The following is a 20,096-nucleotide window of genomic DNA, read 5'->3' as shown; positions in this document are numbered from 1 at the left end:
GTGAAAAATTATGGAGCCAGTGTTTCCCATAGATATTAAATTAAACCTTTTGGAAGGAAAGAAATTCTATCGCTATTCCTATAATGAGTATACTACTATCAATGGAAAAACTCACAGAAGTGAACTCAACAAAATTTTTCATGTTACACTGAAACGTTTAGAAAAAGAAAGGTTTGAATATCATATCGAAATTTTTGACAGAGTTCATCGGGATAAGGAGCTATCACTGTCCGAAAAGGATTTTTTAGAAAAAATTGCAGATGTCAATAATGATGTAGTACTCATCACGGACGAATATGGCCATTTAAAAAACTTACAGGGATTGTCAATTCTTCAGGATAGATTGGAAAAAACGGTAGAAAAGCTCTCCAGATCCTATGTTGGCAAACAGGCAGAAGATTCTTATCAATTTTTAAAAGCATTTTACCAACAGGAAAATTTAGTGTGTAAAGACTTTTTAAAAAATATTCATTTTGGAATGATCCTCCATAAATTTTATGGAAGATATGAGAAGGAGAATCAGATAAAGCATAGTGTACGCTACCGTAATTTTATGGCCAATACTGTAATAGATATAGACGAAAGCGTACAAACGGAGGCCATGCGTTGTGATGATGAATTATTACTGTTACAGTACACCGGCAATATCCCTTCAGAAAAAAACTGGGAAATGCTTTATGGAGAAATGAAAAGAAAGGGAATAGTATACAACAGTGAAACAGATTTTCCAAAACTGGACAAATATAAAGGCCAGATTTTATTAGATTTTGTAACAAAAGAAGTTTTGGAGCATAAACTTACCATAGAATTTTCTCTGGGGGAAAACTACCAAAAGAAAATCATCTATCATATAAAAGAGATAAGCTATGAAGAACTTTAAAAAAACAGAATGGATTCAAGAAATGCAGAACCAAATCGATGAAAAATTTGGATGGACTGAGCCTTACTTCATTTAAGGAAATAAAATCATGGATAATCCTCGTCAGCAAATATCAAAAACTCCCGTATTAAAAAAAGAAAAATCTTAAAATGGCGACACGTATTACAATAACAGATTCCGGGCAAACACAAACTTTAAACGGTCCATTGGCTCCGGATACTCCCGATGATTCGTTACAGCGTATCAGTGATGTTTATTTTGCCAAGAAAACGACAACAGACAATGGAACAAGAGTAAATTTCACAAAAATTGATTCTGCCCATATGCAGCAAGATCACCAGAATCAAAATATACCATACGATTCCATATTAGGAAAAACGGTGTATCTGATCATAGAGACCAGTAATATGGCGACCTTGAGTATAGATGCCGTGATAAGACCTTCAGCAGATACAATGACAGAAAATACAGATCCATTACAATTAATGCGTTTTGTATCTCCTGACCGATATGAGGCACAGAGGCTGTTTACCGTACAGGTAGGGAATTTTGACGCTCTTAACAACAGACAAGGCAGCCATGATCATTATGGTAATTTAAATGACCATATCAATAAAGCCATTATTAAGTTGCAGCTCAGGCCTGATGGAAGAGCTATTTTTGATGACTGGACCAGAAGGCTGGCAGATGGCAGTATTAATTTGGAAGTGGCGGTAGAAAGAACAGACAATAACCCCTGTGCCTATGGAGAGGGACAGGAAGAAGTAAACGGAGCCGGTGTTTTCCTAAATGATGACAGAGGAAGATTCAGAGTGGTTAATAGAAATATATACACTATTTACCATGGCAGTAATACATACAATACCTTACAAGAGATTAGCATAAACCCATCAAGAAGAAGGAGGATTCAGAAAGTTCTGAATAATCATTCCACTGAAGTTATCTTTTTTTATCACGATCAAAACGATAATGAGCACAGGATCTGTGCCAGAACTAAAGAAAGTGTAACCAGAAAAAGAAGAGTCAATGCTATTCCACCGCTTGCCCAAAGAGGAAATCTTTTGCAAACAATAGATTTCACAGCGAACAGAACTGCCGGAGAAAATATAGATGCTCATCAGCTATTGGTGTATTCCAACGGAACCCTTGGTGATGGAGCCACGGACAAATGGTACGCCAATCAACCGGGAAATGTCGAGCTGGTCAATATGGATATTTTAGCGAATAATGGTGTAGGACCACAGATTTTTGAAGCATTCAATTATAATCAAAATGGCGTCATTATTCGGTATGGATTTCAGCATACCAGAAGAAGAAGCGTTCAGCCGGATTTATTTGCCGGTTTCTTAGGAGCATTGGCACAATTCAGGCAGGAAGGACACACGCATTATATTGTGTCTCAAGGATTTTCTTATTCTGATGCGTCATGTTATCCCAGTGCAGAACATGTAAATGGAGAAGCGGGAGATTTGAATTTATTAACGACTCAGCAAAATGGAGTCAATACAGTCCTTGCAGCAGCAAATTTTGATTATGATAATCAGGTCATTCTTAGGAATATTCTTTTTGATTTTGGATTTGGATCAGGCCGGTCAGAAAATTTTTCCAACACCTCAAATACTAGTACGGCAGACAATGCCAGTACACGGTTACCACATACCACCCATACCGCCACTCCAAGACATAATAATCATTTGCATGTTCACGGTTTCACCCCAATATTAGATATATATGCCTAAAATTAATATCGCTTGTTTTGCTGTTTTATTTTTCCTTTTTTCCTGCTACAGTAAGGCTCAAACAGAAAATAAGACAATAAGCACAGAACCTCATTCCACAGATAAAAAATCAGTTTTCTTTAACACCAATAAAGCTGATTGTATCAATCTGCCATTTGGGTATTCAGATATTTCAAAACGAATAACTGTTGACTCCATTCTGTCTGCCATACAAGATAAAAATAAATTGAAGGAATTCAATGCTTTACAATTTGAAAAAGTAATCAAAAAAGATCTCGTATTACTTCCTGAAGAATATGATGTTTTCCTGCCGTTCAGCAAAAATGTCAATGAAAAATATGACCAGATTAAAATAGCCTCTGATTTTCTGTGTCATGAGGACTATTCAATCTACTTTATGGCGGTCTATAATACCGTTCGTTATGCCGAACCATTTATTGAAAAAATGTATTTGGTTTCAACGAAGAACGGTAAGCTTGTCGATATGAAGAGAATATACCTTAATCATCAGGGAGAAATGGGGTTTGCAAACTATACTTTATTTAATATCGATAAAAACTATATCATTTCTCTTCAGGATTATGAATTTAGTGAAGATCCATTTACACTAAAACCTTTACAGAAATACCAGATTCTGCCCTCCGGAAAGTTTGCCAGATACTACGATAAGGATGGTCCTTATAAAAATAATGAAGAACAGGGCATGGTAAAAGACCATCATAAAGAAGGAAAATGGATAGAAACCAAATCAAACGGATCTATGGATTTACAAAAATATCCGGAATTTACGGACCCCTATACTTATCTGGAAGCAGAGTATAAAAATGGTTTACCAACCGGAACATGGAAATTTTATAAATTACTGCAAAAATATAATGAAGAAACAGGAGAACCTATCTTAAATACAAGGAAAAAAGGACAATTGATCTATACGGAAATGTATCGGGAAGGCGTATTAGAAAAACGAGAACTTCATTAAAGCAGGTTGGTTAGCTGATGTTAAGTAAAGCCTCAATCTGTAAAACTTTTTCTATTAGTTGGAACATCGCAAAGACGCAAAATTATATTCAAAAAAACGTTTTAAGACGCAAAGATTTTATCTCCGATAAAATTGAATCCCGCTTATTCCATAATTTAATAAATACCTGAAAATCTTTGATTTTTTTTGCGCCTTAAACTACCCATAAAGCTTAAAAACCTTGCGCCTTTGCGATTTCCCGACAAAGCATGAGCTTCGTTTTCTGGTTTCCGGCAGAAACACTGAAGACTCAATCAAGCTTTTTTCAACGCAAAGTTTTTTTAAGATCCTGATGATTTTAAGAAAAGCAAGAGTTGCGGCTTCATCGTTGATGAAGCGGATGGATAAAACGTTCGCTTCATCAAATCAATCAAGGATTGATTCTCCCTTTGCCTGCTACTTTACACATGATTACATTAAATTTTTGCGTTAAAAAAATTATATTTCCTAGTTGTACTTCTTCCCTCTCCTTTCCAAAATAATATGTGCAGCATCCAGCATTTTTAGCAGATGAATGTATGGATTGACAAGATTTCTTTCCGGCAGATTCTCATAGACACCCATTGAAAAATAGACCATTCCCGACATAAAATAATCAAACTCCTGTACACTGTATTCTCTGAATGCTTTTTTAAAGACCAACAGAGGATTCTGGTATTCCTTCTCCGACAGCAAGCCAAGAGCCAATGGAGAGATCATTTCCAACTGAGTATTGGCGACCCACTTCTTTTCCTTCAGCATGATGAGATAACCGGCACGGACAAACAACTGTATAGACTGCCGAAACTGAAGGATAACAGCCGGATCTTCTTTGATCCAGCTATTCCTTTTTACAGCGCAATTGATAATATTGTTGAGTTTCTCTTTAGATGCAGCCAGGTCGTTGAACTTAAAAAAGGTTTCCATCAGCTGGAGTCCGGAATGCTTCCTGCGAACTGCCCAAAACCGGGTGTCAAAGTCTGTTTTATTCTTTTTCATGGGTTTATATTTTTTTAATAGGTGAAAAAATAAATGTGTGTTTTTTTAATTTGCTGGCTGTAAAGGAGGAAGTCGTGATAATGCCTGAACTTCCTGCCCCTACAAACCAAGGGTAATATGATAGAATTTGTGTTTTTCTAAAAACCCTAAAGCCGCAATAGGTTGTACACCCCATTGTAATAGATCATGATACTTTATGTGTGGTAAAGCAGGCTTAGAAAAGAAAGTGAAAGAGGAGTGACCATTTATACCATAAAAAGATTTTGTAGACTTTTAAAAATTACATTACAAGAATTTTTTAATGATCCTTTATTTAAATAATCCTGACGAGAGTTGGGATTTTTTATGTCGAAATTCCGTGAAAATACGGATACAAAATCTTAAAATGATCTTTATTTTTGTTGTTTACGGGAAGTCGTAAAACATCAATAACTATAGTTTGTATATTTGAATATAAACCAATAATCTACATAAAATGAAACTTGAACAAATTCCTTATTTCGTAAAATTTATTTTCAGTTGTGAAAATGGAGAATGTTTTTCCACTTCCGACAGCGAAATGCTTAAATTTATTATCGATCAAAATTCAAATGAAAAAATTAACAAACTTTATATAGGTCAAAAATTAAAATTTGAACCTATTGAAGAAAATGAAAAAACTTATGAAATAACCGATATAAAAATTCGACACATTTTTCCAGATATTGATGATCACAAAATAGGATTTGATATGGAAGATTGTGAATACTCGCAGGGTGAAAATAAAGAATGGCTTTTCAGTATCTTAGTCTCAACAAAAGTAATCTAAATTATGAACGAATTTCAAAATCAATTAAATAATAATATTTTAGCAGCATTAAATGAATTCAATAAATCTGAAGCATTAGTTAATGTAAGACTTATATATAAATCAAATTTTGAAATAATTAAACAATTGCTAGCAACAAGAAATTCAAGGACAGTTATTGAAGATATAATAAATATTGATAATACGAATAACACTATTATAATGAATAACTTCCATTTAATAAGGGAAATTAATCGTGGTATTTATGAAGGAAAAATTCTAAATGAAAATATTCAATAAAGTTTTACAACACTATATTAATCTTGAATTAAAATTAGTGACATGTTGAAATCAAAAATTGTTTTTTATATTTAAATTGCAGAAATAAGACAAATGATAAATGATAAACCTGGTTACAATAGCGCTTATATAAGCTTAAATCTATTAGATGAATTGGATTATTGTCTTGGAGGATATGGTAAACCGAATGTTGAATTTTTATTTTCTCTCAACACTTTTGTTGAAACATTTATTGCTTCATCGGAATTCTACACTTCTTTAGATGAATTAAATCATCTAAGTTTAACAACTCCGGTGCTATTTCCTAATGGTAGACCCATTCTAAACCTCGTCGCCCGTTTTGGAGGATTGAAGTTTGTTGATGGTGTTGTTGATAATCCATCATCTGAAATTTATAGAAGTGATATATTAACTAAAACTAAAAGAGAAGCACTACAAGATTTTGTTCTAGAATACGGACAAAAGATTCAGGAAAAATACTTTATTAAAAGTAATGTTGATGAAGTTATAGAAAAGATTCCTTTAGTAACATCTAAGTTTGACGAAGATGATTTTGTTGTATCGGAAACTGAGAGTACTTGGGATGAACTAATTTTAAACCTTATAAACGTATCAAAGACATCAAGTATTCAAACATCATTGCCTATCTCTTTATATGGAAGACAGATAAGTAATTTAAACAAAACACCATATTCAATACAATCCTTAGATATGGTTGCAAAAATCCATAACGCTAAGGTTGAAGATTTAAAAAATAGTCTCAACTATCAATTTTTACCCATTCCTTCATTTACTAATATCTTACTGAGCAGTGTCACTTCCGCTAGTGATATACCTTATAAACTTGGCCAATTAAGATTAGACTTTCAAGAGTTACGTGATCAATTTGAACAGTTGGAAATTGAAATTCATGAATCAATAACATTTAAAGAACAATTAGAAGCTCATAATAAATTTAAGGAATTTTGGAATACTTTTAATAAAAAGTATGTAGATCGAAAACATCGCATTTTTTATGGTGATTTTGATTTCAGTGAAAATTCTGATGTTGACAAAAGTATTGATTCTTATATAGATGGTAATACCATATCTGATTCTTTAAAGGAACTCAATTTAGGTAAAATTGCAGGAAATGTAATTACTAAAGGTTATTCTTGGTACAAAGATAGAAAGGTAATAAATAGATTTAAAGGCATAACTAATATTTGGGAGTTATTTGAAAACAGTAATTCAATTAATCAGCAATTAAAACACTTTGAACGGCTTTTTAATGTTCAGTTTAGCAACGCAGAGATTAATAAGATCCACGATTTTGTAAACAAAAAGCTTAATAATATAACAAAAGAAATTTCAAACTAAGAGATGTCATATTTTTTTAATAAGCGTAGATCTAGTGGCATTTTCGTTCCTTCAGGAAATGGATTTGTTGAGTATACTGGAGATGTAGGTACTGGATCAATTATTTCTCTGAATAATATTTTCGGTTACAATGACGATCAGTTATATTCCATATTTGCATCAGAAAATAAGTCTAAAATATGGGCAATTGAAATCGAAGTATTTACACGAAATATTGCTTTTATAATGGTGGACACTAAAGTGACTCATCTGACACAGAAAGATGTAAATAAATATTTAAGAGGTTTTTCAGTTTCTAAAGAATTCAATGCACTTAAAGTACATGACATTTTAAGTACTGCGGTAGAAAATGAAAGTTTTTCTAATGAATTTTTATCAAAGGTATTAAGCCTAAATAATATCTCTAGAAATGGTATGTTTTATTCAGAAAAGATTAAAACTTATTTATACTTTACTAATGGAATTTTGACAAATTTTCAAGTGGATGATGGTTTAATGCCTTATTCCAGACATTTACAGGAGGTGAATAAAACAGTCTTTACTTGGATTTCAGAATTAGCCTATAAGTATTGGCCAAATGATGATTTTAAGGCAAAAAGGGAAATAAATATTCAATGTGAAGCTTGGAGTAGAATTCCTAACACTTTTGGAAATCAATTTATTAATTTACATCGTACTGAAAATGGAGGAGCCAATCTACATATGCTACTTGTTTGTCATTATGGCTATCGGATAAATTTCACTCAATTTCATGAAATTAACCATAACAGATTTACCATTGAAAAAGATGATCCAGATTTAAATATCATGGTTATTAAGTTGGGAAATTTTAGATATTATTTTGAAAAAGAAACAGAAAATCTCTTGTATTTTGATCAGTTAATTTAATATTATGGAGCTAATTTCCACTTCCCACTCTCCGAAGTCCCTAATATTGGATTCTTTTTAACGAATTGTTTTTATTCTATCAGCTCAAAGTCAAAAAGCCTTTGCACAACAGGAATTTTCCAAAAATCCACCATCTTTCAAAACAAACTCCCAAATATTCCGTTTAATTCTTAAATTTGGCTCATGCGAAAGAATTTTTATTTCATCATTGTATTATTTTCTCTTACCAGTTGCTATACGTATCAGGTAAAAAAACAAGTGGATCCAGCGGCCGACAATAAGCAAAACACAGCTGCTCCTCAAAGTCCGAACGCACCACAAGCACCTGCACCTATCAATATTCAGGAAAAACTTGCATCCGGTAAAAATGTTAAAATTGACGTTGAAGGTAAATCCTATAAAGTAATCGTTGACAAGTGGGAAAGCGACAGTCTGGTAGCACATCCGGTACATAATCCTAAAAAAATCATGAAGTTCCATAAGAACCAGATCAATGCTGAGAAAATTGCAGAAAAACGCTTTTCACAACCAATAGCTGATATTATTACCGTTACCGCTTATGCCGCAATTGGTGCTGGAATCTGGTATCTTCTCCAGTAATTTAGAAAATTCCATGACTACCTTAGCTTAAAAGATCTCAGTATTCCAGCCGTTTATTAATCTTTTGCATCAAATTGATACTCTGGATATCAAATAGTATCATAAAAGATACAGCAGAACTGAATAATTGATCTTCAATTTTATATAGTCTCAAAAGATTCGTACTGAAGATCAGCCTCAGTGATCTGCGTATTTAATAAGCTGTCAGTATTCGGGTCTTCTGTTTCTGCGTGTATTTTAGAATCCTGAATCATTTTTCCCTCCGTATTATAAATTTTTACAATAATCCATTTTCCACTGCGTTCCAGTTCTTTTAACCCGGATTCAGATTTGTATTTAAGTTTTCCGCTTTCAAGGATGCCATTTTTTACAACTGCTTTATTAGCAGGTTTTCCTTTAGCATACTGAACAATCTGCGCTGTGAACCCATCCCCCTGTTCAGCCGGCTGGCTGTAGGTATAAGCAATTGCTCCTTTTTCATCATAAACAACAGAATTATATACGGTCTGATCTGCATTGATCTTTGTTTCCGTTTTTAATTTTTCGTCCTCTCTGAAAGACTTGGAATACACTAAAATTCCCTCTTTATAATGCTGTTCCACAAGCCCTTCGTACAGCGTACCATTATAGGGCATATCATCTTTATAGGTCACAGTTCCTTTGAGTTTTCCGTCCGGATGGTAATATCTGATTTCCTGGGTTACCTCATCCTTTAACACCTGCTCAGAAGATAATTTCCAATTTTCATCAAAATATTTATTCAGGATTGCAGACCCGTTTTTATAAACATTAACAGCTGTGAATCCGGAAAAGTCATAATTAAACAGATATTCTTCTCCGTCCTGCGGCGTGTAATAGTCTATTTCTTTATCATAGATGTAGGTAAGACTGCCTATCTGCTTCCCCGCTTCATCGTACGTTTTTTGATAGCCGCCTTTTTTGTTTTTCCTCTCTTCCTGTAAAATTTTCCCTTCCTGGGAATAGATAATACTTTCTGTTACCTTGCCGTCTTTATTTTGTTTTTCAATTTTGGAAACCCTCATCGGATTCTGATAATACTCTACGGTCACCTTATCGCCGGAATCGCCGGAACTGTTTGTTCCTATATATTTTCCTTTTTCGCCATAAAATTTTATTTCAAACGCCCCTTTACCGTCATTAGTCGTTTCATAGCGGATTCCTTTAATATCCTCGTCATAAATAATGGATTTAAAACTATCGGAAGTTTCATAGGTTGTAATAATGTTATGATAAGACATTTCTTCAGGATTTTTATAACTGTATATTTTTCCTGTAAAACTACCATCAGCTTTATAAATCAGATCCTCCAAAGGCCTTCCCTGCTCGTCAAAAGTCTTAGCCGGTCCCACTTGTTGCCCTGCGGAGTATGTTCCTATACTCAAGACTTTACCTTCAGCATTGTACCAGGTAATTTTACCTTCATAGATTTCACTTCCCGGTGTAGCATCCGAAACAAGACCCTCCATCTGAAGGGTTCCGTTTTTATAAAAGTCCCTGATTAAAATGAGTTTGCCCTTATGCTCAGTTTCCCGATAAAATTCCATTTTGTTCTGAGTTGTTTTCTCCCAGTTTTCATCAAAATAGATTTTTTCCTGTGCACCTGCGTGAATGTTTACGATCAGGGCAAAAACCGCTGACATCAATAATTTTTTCATGTTTTTTTAAGGTTTAGACAAGCAAATGCCATAAATAACAGCTTATTTGCGCTTTTAGTGTTTTTTATTCCTTCAATACCTTCCCACGAAAATATCGATATAATAATTCTTTTTATTGAACCTTGGCCGGTCTTTGTAAAAATGGAATCATTACTTTATAGATAAAATTTCATCATTGTGTTTTTTTGTGTCAGAAATGACAGCGACAAAGATCTGTAAAATCAAGATTGCAAAAAATCCCTGTTTTCAGCTAATTTGTTAAACGGAAACACCAATCATTCTACATGGATTGCATGTTTAGAGTATATGTAAAGAATAAAATTTCATTATATCACCAAAATTAGCTGAAAACAGGGATTGAAAAATATAATAAGAATACCGAGTTTTGGTTCTAAATATAAAATGGATCATCCATCCATTGTCATCTATACAAATTTGATTATGAAATATAACCAGTGAGAAATAGCAAAGTAATAACTTTGCCGTGCTTACAATCTAAAAAATGCCGATCAATTTTTTTTCTTTTTTACGCTTCTATATTGCCTTTTTATGTCTTGTGTTAGCTGGTCAGGCCACATCAGCCCAGGAACTTCACAACAGTCTGGAACAGCAATACAAAAAGTATAACCCGGGAAGCCCTCAGCGAATGTTGATTACCGGGAAGTATGCACAAGCTCTTTTCTTCAATAAACAGGAAGATAAGGCTTTTGCCGTTTTAAATGAAAATATTGCTTATGCAAAAAAGGTAACGGACGGAAAATATGCTGCGTATTTATACATTATTGCAGCCATAAACTATAGATTGTTGGATCATGTTAAAGCCTATGAAAATGCTTGCAGGTTTGCCCAATTCTATGAAGCAAAAACAAAAGATCCGGAAACAAAAGGATATGTAGCTTATGGGCTTGGCTGGATCCATGAACGTAATAATAAAGAGGCTGAAGCCGTTCGCTATTTTTTGAAAGCATTGTCATTTTATGAAAAAGCACCCTATTCTGAAAGCTTAAATAATAGAAAAGCGTCTGTATACCGGGAGCTAAATAGTATTTACGCCGATTGGAATGACTTCCCACTGCAGGAGAAATACAGTAAGTTATTATTGGAAATTTCCCTGCAGCAGAATGATCCTATAAATTTGTTTGATGCTTATATGGCCATGGGATATATGTACGAAAAGCGCTATGAATCTACCACCAATAAGACTTTTATCTCCCAAGCTGAATCTTACTATCTCAAAGCGGTGGAAACTTATAAAGCCAACAAGGCACGCATGCCTATCCCTTCCAACCTTTCTTTTGTCGCAATAAATCTGGCTAATTTATATTTAAATTATTTCCCTGAATCCTACAAGGATAAGGTTCTGTATTATGCCAATTTAGCTAAAGCCCAGGGTATTGCTACAGGAAATCATGACCATGTAGCCTCTGCCAATGGTCTTTTGGCAGAAATAGCTTTGAAGAATGATAATAAAGAGGAAGCAAAAAAGTATCTGCTGACAGCACTTGCAGAATCAGAATATGACAAAGTCACTAATCCGAATATCAAACTGTCAATTTTTGAAAATCTCTCACAGCTATTTCAAAATGAAAATAATTTTAAAGAAGCCATATTTTATCAAAAAGCTTATTTAGAAACCTTTAAACAAATTTATGATGAAAAAAATGCTGCCTTGGGTAAAAAACTGGAGGTCCAGTATGAAAGGGAGAAGCAAAAACAGCAATTGCTCCGGCTACAATTAGCATCTGAAAAGCAAGAACAACGGCTTAAGGAAATGAGCTGGCATAGTGTACAGCAGGCTCAGAAATTGGAGAATCTTGAATTAACGAAAGAGAATCAATTTAGAAAACTGGAATTTACTGAAATAGAAAACAGTAAAAAAGCCCAGGAACTTCGTTTATCACAACTTGAATCTTTTAATAGGAAACGAGAAGTAGATCTCTATAAAGCCAGAGTCGACTATAAAGAGAAAATCAATAAATTTTATATCGGTTTGACCACCTCTGTTTCTTTATTGCTTATCTTATTGCTGTATGCCTATTTTCAAAGAGCAAAAGGCATAAAACAACAGGAAAAATTACATCTCCTTGAAATGGAAAAAGTGATGCAGAACTCAAGAATATCCAACCTTACGGTGATGCTGGAAGGCCAGGAACAAGAACGGGGAAGAATAGCCCGGGATCTGCACGATGGCCTCGGAAGTTTACTTTCCGGAACCAAAATGAATCTGTTTTTATTAAAGGATACATCTAATGATCATCATCAGCTGCAAATAGAAAGATCAATGGAACAGATTGATATAGCGGTTGATGAACTCCGCCACGTTGCGCATAATCTTATGCCGGATTTGCTGCTAAAGTATGGTCTTCAGGAAACATTGATGGAATATGTTTCCCGAATGACCACTCCGAAGCTGGATGTTGATGTTCAGTTTTTACATTATTCGGCTCAGCTGCCATTGGACAGCCAGCTGCTTGTATACAGGATCATTCAGGAGTTAGTAAACAATGCTATAAAGCACGCCACAGCGCATGAAATCATTATCCAGTTCATCGAAAATGAATCTGATTATGTCATTATCGTAGAGGATGATGGAAAAGGATTTGATATAAACATTTTGAATCATTCGCATTCTGCGGGATTTCATAATATCCGTTCACGCGTTGAGTTTCTGAAAGGTACCATACACATAGAATCCCAGATCAATATAGGAACCAACATTGAAATCAAATTTCCAAAATAAACAGTTTATGATTAAAATTGCTATAACCGATGATCACCCATTATTGCTGGAAGGCTTAAAAAATATTCTTTCCCAACAGGAGAATTTTACGGTAGTCGGCTGCTATTCCTCTTCAAGTGAGCTTTTTTCAGGTTTAGAAAACCAGACTTTAGATGTATTGTTACTTGATATTAATCTCTCCGATGGCAACAGTATTGATTTTATTAAACCTATATTAAAAAAATATCCTGGTACACAAATCATCATTTTGAGCGTACACAATGAGTTTGCAGTTATCAATAGCACCTTGGAAGAAGGAGCTATGGGATACATACAGAAGAATGCTTCGGTGACCGAAATAATTTCCGGAATACAAACGATACTTAAGGGTGAAAAGTTCTTATGCAATCAAACAAAAAGAATTGTAGAGATGAAAACGAATTCCGGATTAAATGCAGTTCCCAAACTGACCCGCAGGGAAAAGGAAATTTTAATAGAAGCATCTTCAGGTCTTACCACAATTCAAATAGCGGATAAATTATGCATAAGCCCGCATACAGTAGAAAGCCACCGCAAAAATCTGATTGTCAAATTCAAAACCTCCAACTTAAGTACTGCAATAAAATTAGCAATGGAATACGGATTAGTCCGAACATGATAACCAATGAAAATAAGACTGGATTATAATACAGTTAACAACTAACGCCATATGAATCACATGGCGTTAGTTGTTTTTTTATTCAATTTATAATCAATACATTAATAGAAAATGGTTTGAAAAAGCTTTAATAAAATATTTTCCGACCTTCAATTTTCACCATATTTTCGCTTTCCATTTTCTTAACAGTTCTTATGACCGTTTCAACACGTAATCCTGTAAGATTTGCAATCTGCTGTCTGGTGTAAGGCACCTGAAAAGCCTGGTTACGATCATTACACTGGGTCGCCTTTAAATAGTCCATGATCGTTTTGATCTTGAACTGTGGATCCGTAGATGAGATATTAAAAAGCATTAAATATTTATAATAAAGCCGGTCTGCCATGCATCGAAACATATCCATCATAACGTCCTTATTTTGATGAATAAGTGAAAAGAAGTCTGACTGAGACAATTTCAGGATGGTGCATTGCGTTTTAGCAACAGCATTCATGGGATAAGGCTTATCGTTAAAAAGCAATGATTCTCCAATACTCTGTCCATCAGAAAGAATATTCTGTGTGAATTCTTTTCCATCCTCATGGTAATTATTGAGCTCTACAACACCATTAACAATTTGAAAATAAAATTTAGCAAAGCTTCCTTCACTAAAAATAGTTTCATTAGGTGAATAGCTTTCATATTCACCTCCATAAGCTAACAAAAGGTCTTCACTGATTATCATATCTTAAAATTTTATTGTTAAGTAATGAACATCTTAGTAAAAATTAGTGGTTATCTAATATCAAAAAGCAAGCCATATTCATTTATTGTTACAAAAAATTTTAAACAAAAAAGTCAACAGATTATGATCGAAATAATAATGCAAATGATGGTTGTTTACTAATTTTATGAAAGATTAACATGCCTGATGGTAAATTGAAACAACACGGTTTTATAATAGCAGGAATCATATCCATCCCTTTTGTATAACTATATAGAAGCATTGAAACATTGCATTGCAGATCTCTTGTTAAGTTAACTGTAACATAACTGATCTATTTTTGGTGCCATTATTGGAGGATAATCAAAACAATTCCAAATATCAATTAACATGAAAAAGCATATCATTATTGTTGGTGGAGGATTTGCAGGAATTAATCTTATTAAATCCTTAAAAAATGACAACAGATTTCTTATTACGCTTGTTGATAAGAACAATTATCATTTCTTTCCTCCACTTATTTACCAGGTGGCTACCTCTTTTATTCAGGCATCCAATATCAGCTATCCTTTCCGGAGATTATTCTCGAAATACAAAAATGTGAATTTTCACATGGGAAGCCTTCTTAGAGTTGATCCTGAAAGCAGTACCATCGAAACAGATACGGGAAATCTGACCTATGATTATCTGGTTATTGCATTGGGTACGGAGTCTAATTTTTTTGGAATGCATAATGTACAGAGATGTGCGCTTCCTATGAAAAATATAGAGGAGGCACTTTATCTGCGAAATCACATGCTGCTCAATCTCGAGGAAGCCGCCAGAAATAAAGATCCGAAAACTGCAGAAAAATTACAGAATGTAGTTATAGCAGGCGGCGGCCCTACCGGTGTAGAATTGGCTGGCATGATTGCGGAAATGGGAAAATATATTGCTGAAAAAGAATATCCCGAGATCAAGCTCAGCTTTTCCAATCTGTATCTGATTGATGCATTACCCACTCTACTTTCCCCAATGAGTAAAATGGCACAGCAGACTTCCTACAAGACTTTACAAGAGCTTGGTGTAAAAATCCTTCTTAATGTTTCAGTAAAAGACTATATTAATAACCAGGTGCTTCTGTCCGACGGAACATCGATAGATACTGAAACGCTCATCTGGACCTCCGGAGTTATAGGACGGGAAATCCCCGGAATTCCAGAAAACAGAATCGGAAAGGGAAGAAGAATTTTAACCGATGAATATAACAGAGTTAAAGAAATGGAAAATATCTATGCTGTAGGAGATATTTCTCTCCAGCTAACCGACAGAAACTTTCCCAAAGGACATCCCCAGCTTGCCCAGGTAGCAATACAGCAGGGCAGAAATCTGGCTAAAAATTTAATCAGGCTTGAAGACAAAAAAGCACTTATTCCCTTCAAATATAATGATAAGGGCAGTATGGCGATCATTTCAAAATTCAATGCGGTAGTAGATCTCCCCAAATTTTCCTTCAAAGGCTTTCTGGCATGGCTTACATGGCTGTTTATCCACATTATTCCGTTGGTGGGCTTCAGAAGCAAAATCAGGTTAGCACTGGATTGGTTCCGGCTGTTTATCACCAATAACCCATCCATCCGTTTAATTCTTTATCCAAAAAGAAATACAACTAAGCAACAGTAATATCTGCCTAAAAAAAGAAATTATGAAAGATAAAAAAAAGAAATCCCCCTTTTTTGGGAAAACAGTGGTCATCACAGGAGCATCCAGTGGTGTAGGAAAGGCGACTGCAGAGGCTTTCGCCAGAGAAGGTGCCGATTTAGTTCTTGCTTCAAGGGGTGAAGAAGCCCTGACAGCTACAGCAGAAGCCTGTAGAAAATACGGCAGCATGGTCCTTACCCTTGTTACCGACACCTCTGTTCCGGAAGACGTTTATCACCTTGCGGAAAAAGCATTTGTTCTGAATAACCGGATTGATTACTGGATCAATAATGCCGGGGTTCTGTCATTTGGGAAATTTGAAGAAACTCCAATTGAAGTGATAGATCAGATCATTAAAACCAATCTTTTGGGGTATATACATTCGGCACACGCCGTACTGCCGATTTTTAAAAAGCAGAAAAAAGGAGTTCTTATTAATAATATTTCCATTGGCGGATGGATGCCTGCTCCGTACGGAACAGCGTATACGGCTTCAAAATTCGGTATCCGGGGCATGGTAGAAACTCTTCAGGGAGAGGTATCCAATTATTCTGACATCCATATCTGTGCTCTGTATCCGGGGTTTCAGAAGTCTTCAGGGATAGAGCATGCAGCTAATTATTCAGGAATAAAACTGAGTACGCCACCACCGTCTTTCGATCCTCGTGATCTGGCGCAAGCTATTGTTAAGGTTGCCAAAAACCCGGTTGACTCCAGCTACCCTGATTGGTTTTCCGTAGTATTTAAAAATCTTTATACTTTTTTTCCCGGAACGATCAGGAATGTATCTTCATCACTCATGAGGCTCGTCATGAAAAAGGCAAATGCGGATGAGAATACGGCAGGAAATGTACTAAAGCCATCAAAAGGAAATATGGGTATTCATGGAAAAACCCTTCTTTCTTCAGAAAAAACGTTAAAAATAGCTACAGCAGGAATTGTTGGTCTGGGCATTATCTCTGTTCTTTTTTCTCTTAGAAACCCAAAAAAACTAATTCCTTAAAGGAAAATTTTTAAAAGCTGATACCTGAACCTGGTAAAAATAAGTTTGAACCACTAAATCACAAAAAATATTATGAAAACAGAAGAAACAGTATCCGTCCTCAATGATCTGCTGCATATTACGAATGACAGGATAGAAGGATTTGAAAAAGTTGAGGGAAAAATCTGGGAAATGTATCCTGATATAAAAAATGAGTATGACCGTATGATCTCTCAGTCAAAAATCATGAAAAATGAACTGATCAACCTGATCACTGAAAAAAACGGAACCCCCGAGGATTCAACTTCTATTGCGGGAGCTCTCCACAGGACATGGATTGATATTAAAAATTCGTTTACCGTGGGAAATCTCGAAGAATCTACCTTAGAGAATGTAATCTTTGGCGAAAAAGCTGCCATTGAGGCTTATCAAAAGGCTCTTGAAAGCGGAGATCTCTGTGAAAAAAGTGAAAAAATTGTTTCAGAACAATTGCACAGTCTGAAGATATCTTATAATCAGTTTAAAAAGATTGAAGAATATAAAAAGAAAGAATAATATTGAAGCCACCCTAAGGTGGCTTTTAACGGTCACAGTTTACTTTTACTATAATAGCTTTTAAAGTTCAATTCTATGCAAATCCTTTACCGTAGGACCTGTAAGCATTTTTCCATTGACATTGAACCTGGAACCATGGCAGGGACAATCCCAGCTTATCTCTGCACTGTTCCAGCGCACTTCACATTTTAAATGAGGACATGTACTTTTAACAAGATGTATTTTCCCTCTGCTGTCTTTATATACAGCGTAAGATCCGCCTTCATATTTTACAACCTTCGCCTCACCTTCAGTGAGTTCGCTCAGGGAATTTATTTTCTCAATAAACAGTTTATCTTTTACAAAATCCAATACTACACCGGCCTGCTCTTTTACAAAATTGGTAAAACCGGCCACCGGCTTTATCCTTCCCGGATCGAAAAGTTCCTTGTATTTACTGGAACCAGTCAAGATTAGGTCTCCAAGAATCTGTGAGGTAATGGTTCCAAAGATCATCCCGTTTCCCCGGAATCCTGTGGCTGTATAGATTTTTTTGCATCCCGGCAATACTCCAATATAAGGAAGCCCATCGGCTGGTTCATAATACTGACTTGACCAGCTGTAAACAGCGGTATCTACATCAAAATGCTCTCTCACATAGTTTTCTAATTTTGAAAAGCACTCTCCGGTATCTTCTGTGTGCCCTGTTTTATGATCCTCACCACCGGCAATCAACAGGTTTTCACCATTTACTTCCTGAATTCTGTAGTAATGGTAAGGGTCGGTAAGATCATACCCGAGATCTTTAGGATAATGATCTCCTTTCAATCTGAATGCAATAGCATAACTACGATAAGGAGCATTCATCAGATGAAGGACACTCACCCCTGGAGGAATATGGGTGGCATAAATAACATGACGTGCATTAATATTTCCTTTTGAAGATTGCAAAATTACCGAGCTTTGCTGCTCATCATGTCCCTCACATATGCAGTCCTCCACCAGAACTCCACCCAGGCTGATAAATGCCTCTGCAAGACTCCTGATATATTTGATAGGATGAAACTGTGCCTGATTAGGAATAACGGCCGCTTTTTTGAATGGAAATGGAAAAGGAATTTCATTGGTAAACGTCATCTGATGTCCTACCTGTGCTGCGCCTTTTACAATATCCTCCAACTGTTTTTCCTGTTTTTCGTCCAACGCAAAAAGATAGGCTGTTTTGCTTTCAAAATCACAGTCAATGTTAAATTCCCTGATATTATTCCTGATGATATTTTTAGCTTCAATTCCCACATACTTCAGGAGTTTTGCGTTATTTAAACCAAAATCTTTAATGGCCTGGGAATAGGTGGTATCAAAGAAGTCATTTAAGTGGGCCGTGGTTCCGCCAGTAGTTCCAAAACCAATGTTGGCCGCTTCCAGAACAATACACTTCTGACCTTCTTTCTGTAGTCTTATTGCGGCAGAAATTCCGGTAATACCGGCTCCAACAATGGCAACGTCATAGAGTTTTTCCAAGGCTGGATCTAAAGAAAACTTTTTAATTTCCTCCTGCCATATGCTTTTTCTGGCTCCATCTCTATTCATGTCTATTTAACTTTTAAAGTGTCATTTTTTATTCTCAGATCGTTTTGCTTCTGGGCTTCATCATTATCTACTTCGCAACGGCAGGCCGCTAAACTCGCAAGGCAAAATGTCATTAAAATGATTCTCTTCATAATTTTTTTGCCTGGGTCTATCTATTATTGTATTGTTTAAATAAAGCTTTTTTATTTTTCAGTAACCGGCTTTTGCATTTCTCCCATCCTATAAGCAGCCATATCATCTGTTGCAAGATTGGTCATTGCTACAGTGAGCTTATTTTTGAATCCTGAAATTATTTTGTCGTCCCCGTTCATTAAAGCATTATAGCCGTCTATTGCTACCTGTTCAGGATTTGCAAGATTTTCTCTGTCTTCAAGGATCCTACTTCCGTTCATGTCAGCTTTGTTGAAAAAGTCTGTATCTGTAGGGCCCGGCAAAAGAGCAGTTACGGTAATGCCTGAATCTTTTAACTCTTCGCGGATGGCCTCAGACCATGATAAAACGAAAGCTTTTGTTCCATGGTAAACGGAATGCCATGGGCCCGGAGCTTTGCTGGCAATAGAAGCAAGATTCAAAATCTTTCCTGATCCTTTATGCAGACGGTCTTTTAAAAACAGCTTGGTCAGCAGGATAACTGAGATAATGTTCAGATTGACAATATTAATCTCGCGGTGGATATCTGTATCCTGGAATTTGCCGTAAACACCCTGCCCGGCATCATTAACAAGGATTTCAGGACTGATCCCATTGAGCTGCAGTTCTGAATACAGCGAGTAAACTTCATCCTGCAGAAATAAATTTTTTGAGATGGAAATAACATTAGCACCAAAAGCCTTAAATTCTTCAGCTTTGTTCTTCAGCTCTTCATGATTTCGGGCAACGATCACAAGATCATAGCCGTTTTTTGCAAACTGTTTGGCGAGCTCATAACCTATCCCACTCGTTGCTCCGGTTATTAAAGCATATTGATATTTACGTTCCATAGTTGATGATTTTAAATTAATAGTT

General features: G+C 35.5%; 18 protein-coding genes. 13 read left to right on the top strand and 5 right to left on the bottom strand.

Annotation, left to right across the window (positions count from 1 at the left end; all coding sequences use genetic code 11):
* The first annotated feature begins 10 nt into the window (after nt 1–10).
* From J2T03_RS00300 to J2T03_RS00290, 3 genes are all read left to right on the top strand, one after another.
* Nucleotides 11–880 carry a hypothetical protein gene (locus J2T03_RS00300; RefSeq protein ID WP_307208789.1) on the top strand — a complete coding sequence of 290 codons (870 nt, stop codon included), beginning with the start codon at nt 11–13 and terminating at the stop codon, nt 878–880.
* 149 nt (nt 881–1,029) lie between these two features.
* Complete coding sequence (locus J2T03_RS00295; protein ID WP_307208788.1) at nt 1,030–2,619, top strand: hypothetical protein; 1,590 nt, start codon at nt 1,030–1,032, stop codon at nt 2,617–2,619.
* A complete protein-coding gene (locus tag J2T03_RS00290) occupies nt 2,612–3,598 on the top strand; it encodes a hypothetical protein (protein ID WP_307208787.1) in 987 nt (328 codons plus the stop codon). The genes J2T03_RS00295 and J2T03_RS00290 overlap by 8 nt, the downstream gene beginning before the upstream one ends.
* A 486-nt stretch (nt 3,599–4,084) precedes the next feature.
* Here the strand turns inward: J2T03_RS00290 and J2T03_RS00285 are convergent, their stop codons facing one another.
* Nucleotides 4,085–4,615, bottom strand: a complete 531-nt coding sequence (locus J2T03_RS00285; RefSeq protein ID WP_307208786.1) for a hypothetical protein — start codon at nt 4,613–4,615, stop codon at nt 4,085–4,087.
* Nucleotides 4,616–5,090: 475 nt separating this feature from the next.
* Here J2T03_RS00285 and J2T03_RS00280 point away from each other — a divergent pair, with 475 nt between their 5' ends.
* The 5 genes from J2T03_RS00280 to J2T03_RS00260 all read left to right on the top strand — a co-directional run bounded on the left by J2T03_RS00280 (nt 5,091) and on the right by J2T03_RS00260 (nt 8,549).
* Nucleotides 5,091–5,423 (top strand): hypothetical protein, encoded by a 333-nt coding sequence (locus J2T03_RS00280; RefSeq protein WP_307208785.1) that lies wholly within the window; start codon nt 5,091–5,093, stop codon nt 5,421–5,423.
* A 3-nt stretch (nt 5,424–5,426) separates the two neighbouring features.
* Nucleotides 5,427–5,702: a hypothetical protein gene (locus J2T03_RS00275; RefSeq protein ID WP_307208784.1), complete on the top strand. Its 276-nt coding sequence runs from the start codon at nt 5,427–5,429 to the stop codon at nt 5,700–5,702.
* 93 nt (nt 5,703–5,795) lie between these two features.
* The gene (locus J2T03_RS00270) at nt 5,796–7,061 is read left to right on the top strand and encodes a hypothetical protein (protein ID WP_307208783.1); all 1,266 of its coding nucleotides are present in this window, start codon (nt 5,796–5,798) and stop codon (nt 7,059–7,061) included.
* A 3-nt stretch (nt 7,062–7,064) separates the two neighbouring features.
* Complete coding sequence (locus J2T03_RS00265; RefSeq protein WP_307208782.1) at nt 7,065–7,949, top strand: hypothetical protein; 885 nt, start codon at nt 7,065–7,067, stop codon at nt 7,947–7,949.
* Between the two features lie 183 nt (nt 7,950–8,132).
* Complete coding sequence (locus tag J2T03_RS00260; protein ID WP_306846260.1) at nt 8,133–8,549, top strand: hypothetical protein; 417 nt, start codon at nt 8,133–8,135, stop codon at nt 8,547–8,549.
* A 140-nt stretch (nt 8,550–8,689) separates the two neighbouring features.
* On the opposite strand, the gene J2T03_RS00255 is transcribed toward J2T03_RS00260, so the two are convergent.
* Nucleotides 8,690–10,225, bottom strand: a complete 1,536-nt coding sequence (locus J2T03_RS00255; protein ID WP_307208781.1) for a membrane-binding protein — start codon at nt 10,223–10,225, stop codon at nt 8,690–8,692.
* A 502-nt stretch (nt 10,226–10,727) separates the two neighbouring features.
* Between J2T03_RS00255 and J2T03_RS00250 the strand changes: the two genes are divergently transcribed.
* Entirely contained in the window at nt 10,728–12,965 is a 2,238-nt protein-coding gene (locus J2T03_RS00250; RefSeq protein ID WP_307208780.1) for an ATP-binding protein, read from the top strand.
* A gap of 7 nt (nt 12,966–12,972) precedes the next feature.
* Nucleotides 12,973–13,602 (top strand): response regulator transcription factor, encoded by a 630-nt coding sequence (locus tag J2T03_RS00245; RefSeq protein ID WP_307208779.1) that lies wholly within the window; start codon nt 12,973–12,975, stop codon nt 13,600–13,602.
* 127 nt (nt 13,603–13,729) lie between these two features.
* On the opposite strand, the gene J2T03_RS00240 is transcribed toward J2T03_RS00245, so the two are convergent.
* Nucleotides 13,730–14,326 (bottom strand): Crp/Fnr family transcriptional regulator, encoded by a 597-nt coding sequence (locus J2T03_RS00240; RefSeq protein ID WP_306846264.1) that lies wholly within the window; start codon nt 14,324–14,326, stop codon nt 13,730–13,732.
* Between the two features lie 369 nt (nt 14,327–14,695).
* Between J2T03_RS00240 and J2T03_RS00235 the strand changes: the two genes are divergently transcribed.
* The 3 genes from J2T03_RS00235 to J2T03_RS00225 all read left to right on the top strand — a co-directional run bounded on the left by J2T03_RS00235 (nt 14,696) and on the right by J2T03_RS00225 (nt 17,522).
* A complete protein-coding gene (locus tag J2T03_RS00235) occupies nt 14,696–15,967 on the top strand; it encodes an NAD(P)/FAD-dependent oxidoreductase (protein ID WP_307208778.1) in 1,272 nt (423 codons plus the stop codon).
* A 22-nt stretch (nt 15,968–15,989) separates the two neighbouring features.
* A complete protein-coding gene (locus J2T03_RS00230) occupies nt 15,990–16,988 on the top strand; it encodes an SDR family oxidoreductase (RefSeq protein ID WP_307208776.1) in 999 nt (332 codons plus the stop codon).
* A 72-nt stretch (nt 16,989–17,060) separates the two neighbouring features.
* Nucleotides 17,061–17,522 (top strand): ferritin-like domain-containing protein, encoded by a 462-nt coding sequence (locus J2T03_RS00225; RefSeq protein ID WP_307208775.1) that lies wholly within the window; start codon nt 17,061–17,063, stop codon nt 17,520–17,522.
* A 60-nt stretch (nt 17,523–17,582) separates the two neighbouring features.
* Here J2T03_RS00225 and J2T03_RS00220 read toward each other — a convergent pair whose 3' ends face one another.
* Both J2T03_RS00220 and J2T03_RS00215 read right to left on the bottom strand, forming a co-directional pair.
* A complete protein-coding gene (locus J2T03_RS00220) occupies nt 17,583–19,091 on the bottom strand; it encodes an FAD-dependent oxidoreductase (RefSeq protein WP_307208773.1) in 1,509 nt (502 codons plus the stop codon).
* Between the two features lie 182 nt (nt 19,092–19,273).
* A complete protein-coding gene (locus J2T03_RS00215) occupies nt 19,274–20,071 on the bottom strand; it encodes an SDR family NAD(P)-dependent oxidoreductase (RefSeq protein ID WP_307208772.1) in 798 nt (265 codons plus the stop codon).
* Between the last annotated feature and the right edge of the window lie 25 nt (nt 20,072–20,096).

This window comes from Chryseobacterium lathyri (genome assembly GCF_030812195.1).
Lineage (GTDB): Bacteria > Bacteroidota > Bacteroidia > Flavobacteriales > Weeksellaceae > Chryseobacterium > Chryseobacterium lathyri_A.
The sequence above is the reverse complement of the archived record's forward strand: the minus strand, read 5'-3'. Positions and strand labels throughout refer to the sequence as shown.

Bases quoted from the DNA above. Each gene is read 5' to 3' on its own strand.
- J2T03_RS00290 (WP_307208787.1), top strand. From the start codon at position 2,612: ATGCCTAAAATTAATATCGCTTGTTTTGCTGTTTTATTTTTCCTTTTT.
- J2T03_RS00265 (WP_307208782.1), top strand. From the start codon at position 7,065: ATGTCATATTTTTTTAATAAGCGTAGATCTAGTGGCATTTTCGTTCCT.
- J2T03_RS00260 (WP_306846260.1), top strand. From the start codon at position 8,133: ATGCGAAAGAATTTTTATTTCATCATTGTATTATTTTCTCTTACCAGT.
- J2T03_RS00250 (WP_307208780.1), top strand. From the start codon at position 10,728: ATGCCGATCAATTTTTTTTCTTTTTTACGCTTCTATATTGCCTTTTTA.
- J2T03_RS00300 (WP_307208789.1), top strand. From the start codon at position 11: ATGGAGCCAGTGTTTCCCATAGATATTAAATTAAACCTTTTGGAAGGA.
- J2T03_RS00295 (WP_307208788.1), top strand. From the start codon at position 1,030: ATGGCGACACGTATTACAATAACAGATTCCGGGCAAACACAAACTTTA.
- J2T03_RS00245 (WP_307208779.1), top strand. From the start codon at position 12,973: ATGATTAAAATTGCTATAACCGATGATCACCCATTATTGCTGGAAGGC.
- J2T03_RS00285 (WP_307208786.1), bottom strand. From the start codon at position 4,615: ATGAAAAAGAATAAAACAGACTTTGACACCCGGTTTTGGGCAGTTCGC.
- J2T03_RS00240 (WP_306846264.1), bottom strand. From the start codon at position 14,326: ATGATAATCAGTGAAGACCTTTTGTTAGCTTATGGAGGTGAATATGAA.
- J2T03_RS00220 (WP_307208773.1), bottom strand. From the start codon at position 19,091: ATGAATAGAGATGGAGCCAGAAAAAGCATATGGCAGGAGGAAATTAAA.
- J2T03_RS00215 (WP_307208772.1), bottom strand. From the start codon at position 20,071: ATGGAACGTAAATATCAATATGCTTTAATAACCGGAGCAACGAGTGGG.
- J2T03_RS00230 (WP_307208776.1), top strand. From the start codon at position 15,990: ATGAAAGATAAAAAAAAGAAATCCCCCTTTTTTGGGAAAACAGTGGTC.
- J2T03_RS00235 (WP_307208778.1), top strand. From the start codon at position 14,696: ATGAAAAAGCATATCATTATTGTTGGTGGAGGATTTGCAGGAATTAAT.
- J2T03_RS00270 (WP_307208783.1), top strand. From the start codon at position 5,796: ATGATAAATGATAAACCTGGTTACAATAGCGCTTATATAAGCTTAAAT.
- J2T03_RS00275 (WP_307208784.1), top strand. From the start codon at position 5,427: ATGAACGAATTTCAAAATCAATTAAATAATAATATTTTAGCAGCATTA.
- J2T03_RS00255 (WP_307208781.1), bottom strand. From the start codon at position 10,225: ATGAAAAAATTATTGATGTCAGCGGTTTTTGCCCTGATCGTAAACATT.
- J2T03_RS00280 (WP_307208785.1), top strand. From the start codon at position 5,091: ATGAAACTTGAACAAATTCCTTATTTCGTAAAATTTATTTTCAGTTGT.
- J2T03_RS00225 (WP_307208775.1), top strand. From the start codon at position 17,061: ATGAAAACAGAAGAAACAGTATCCGTCCTCAATGATCTGCTGCATATT.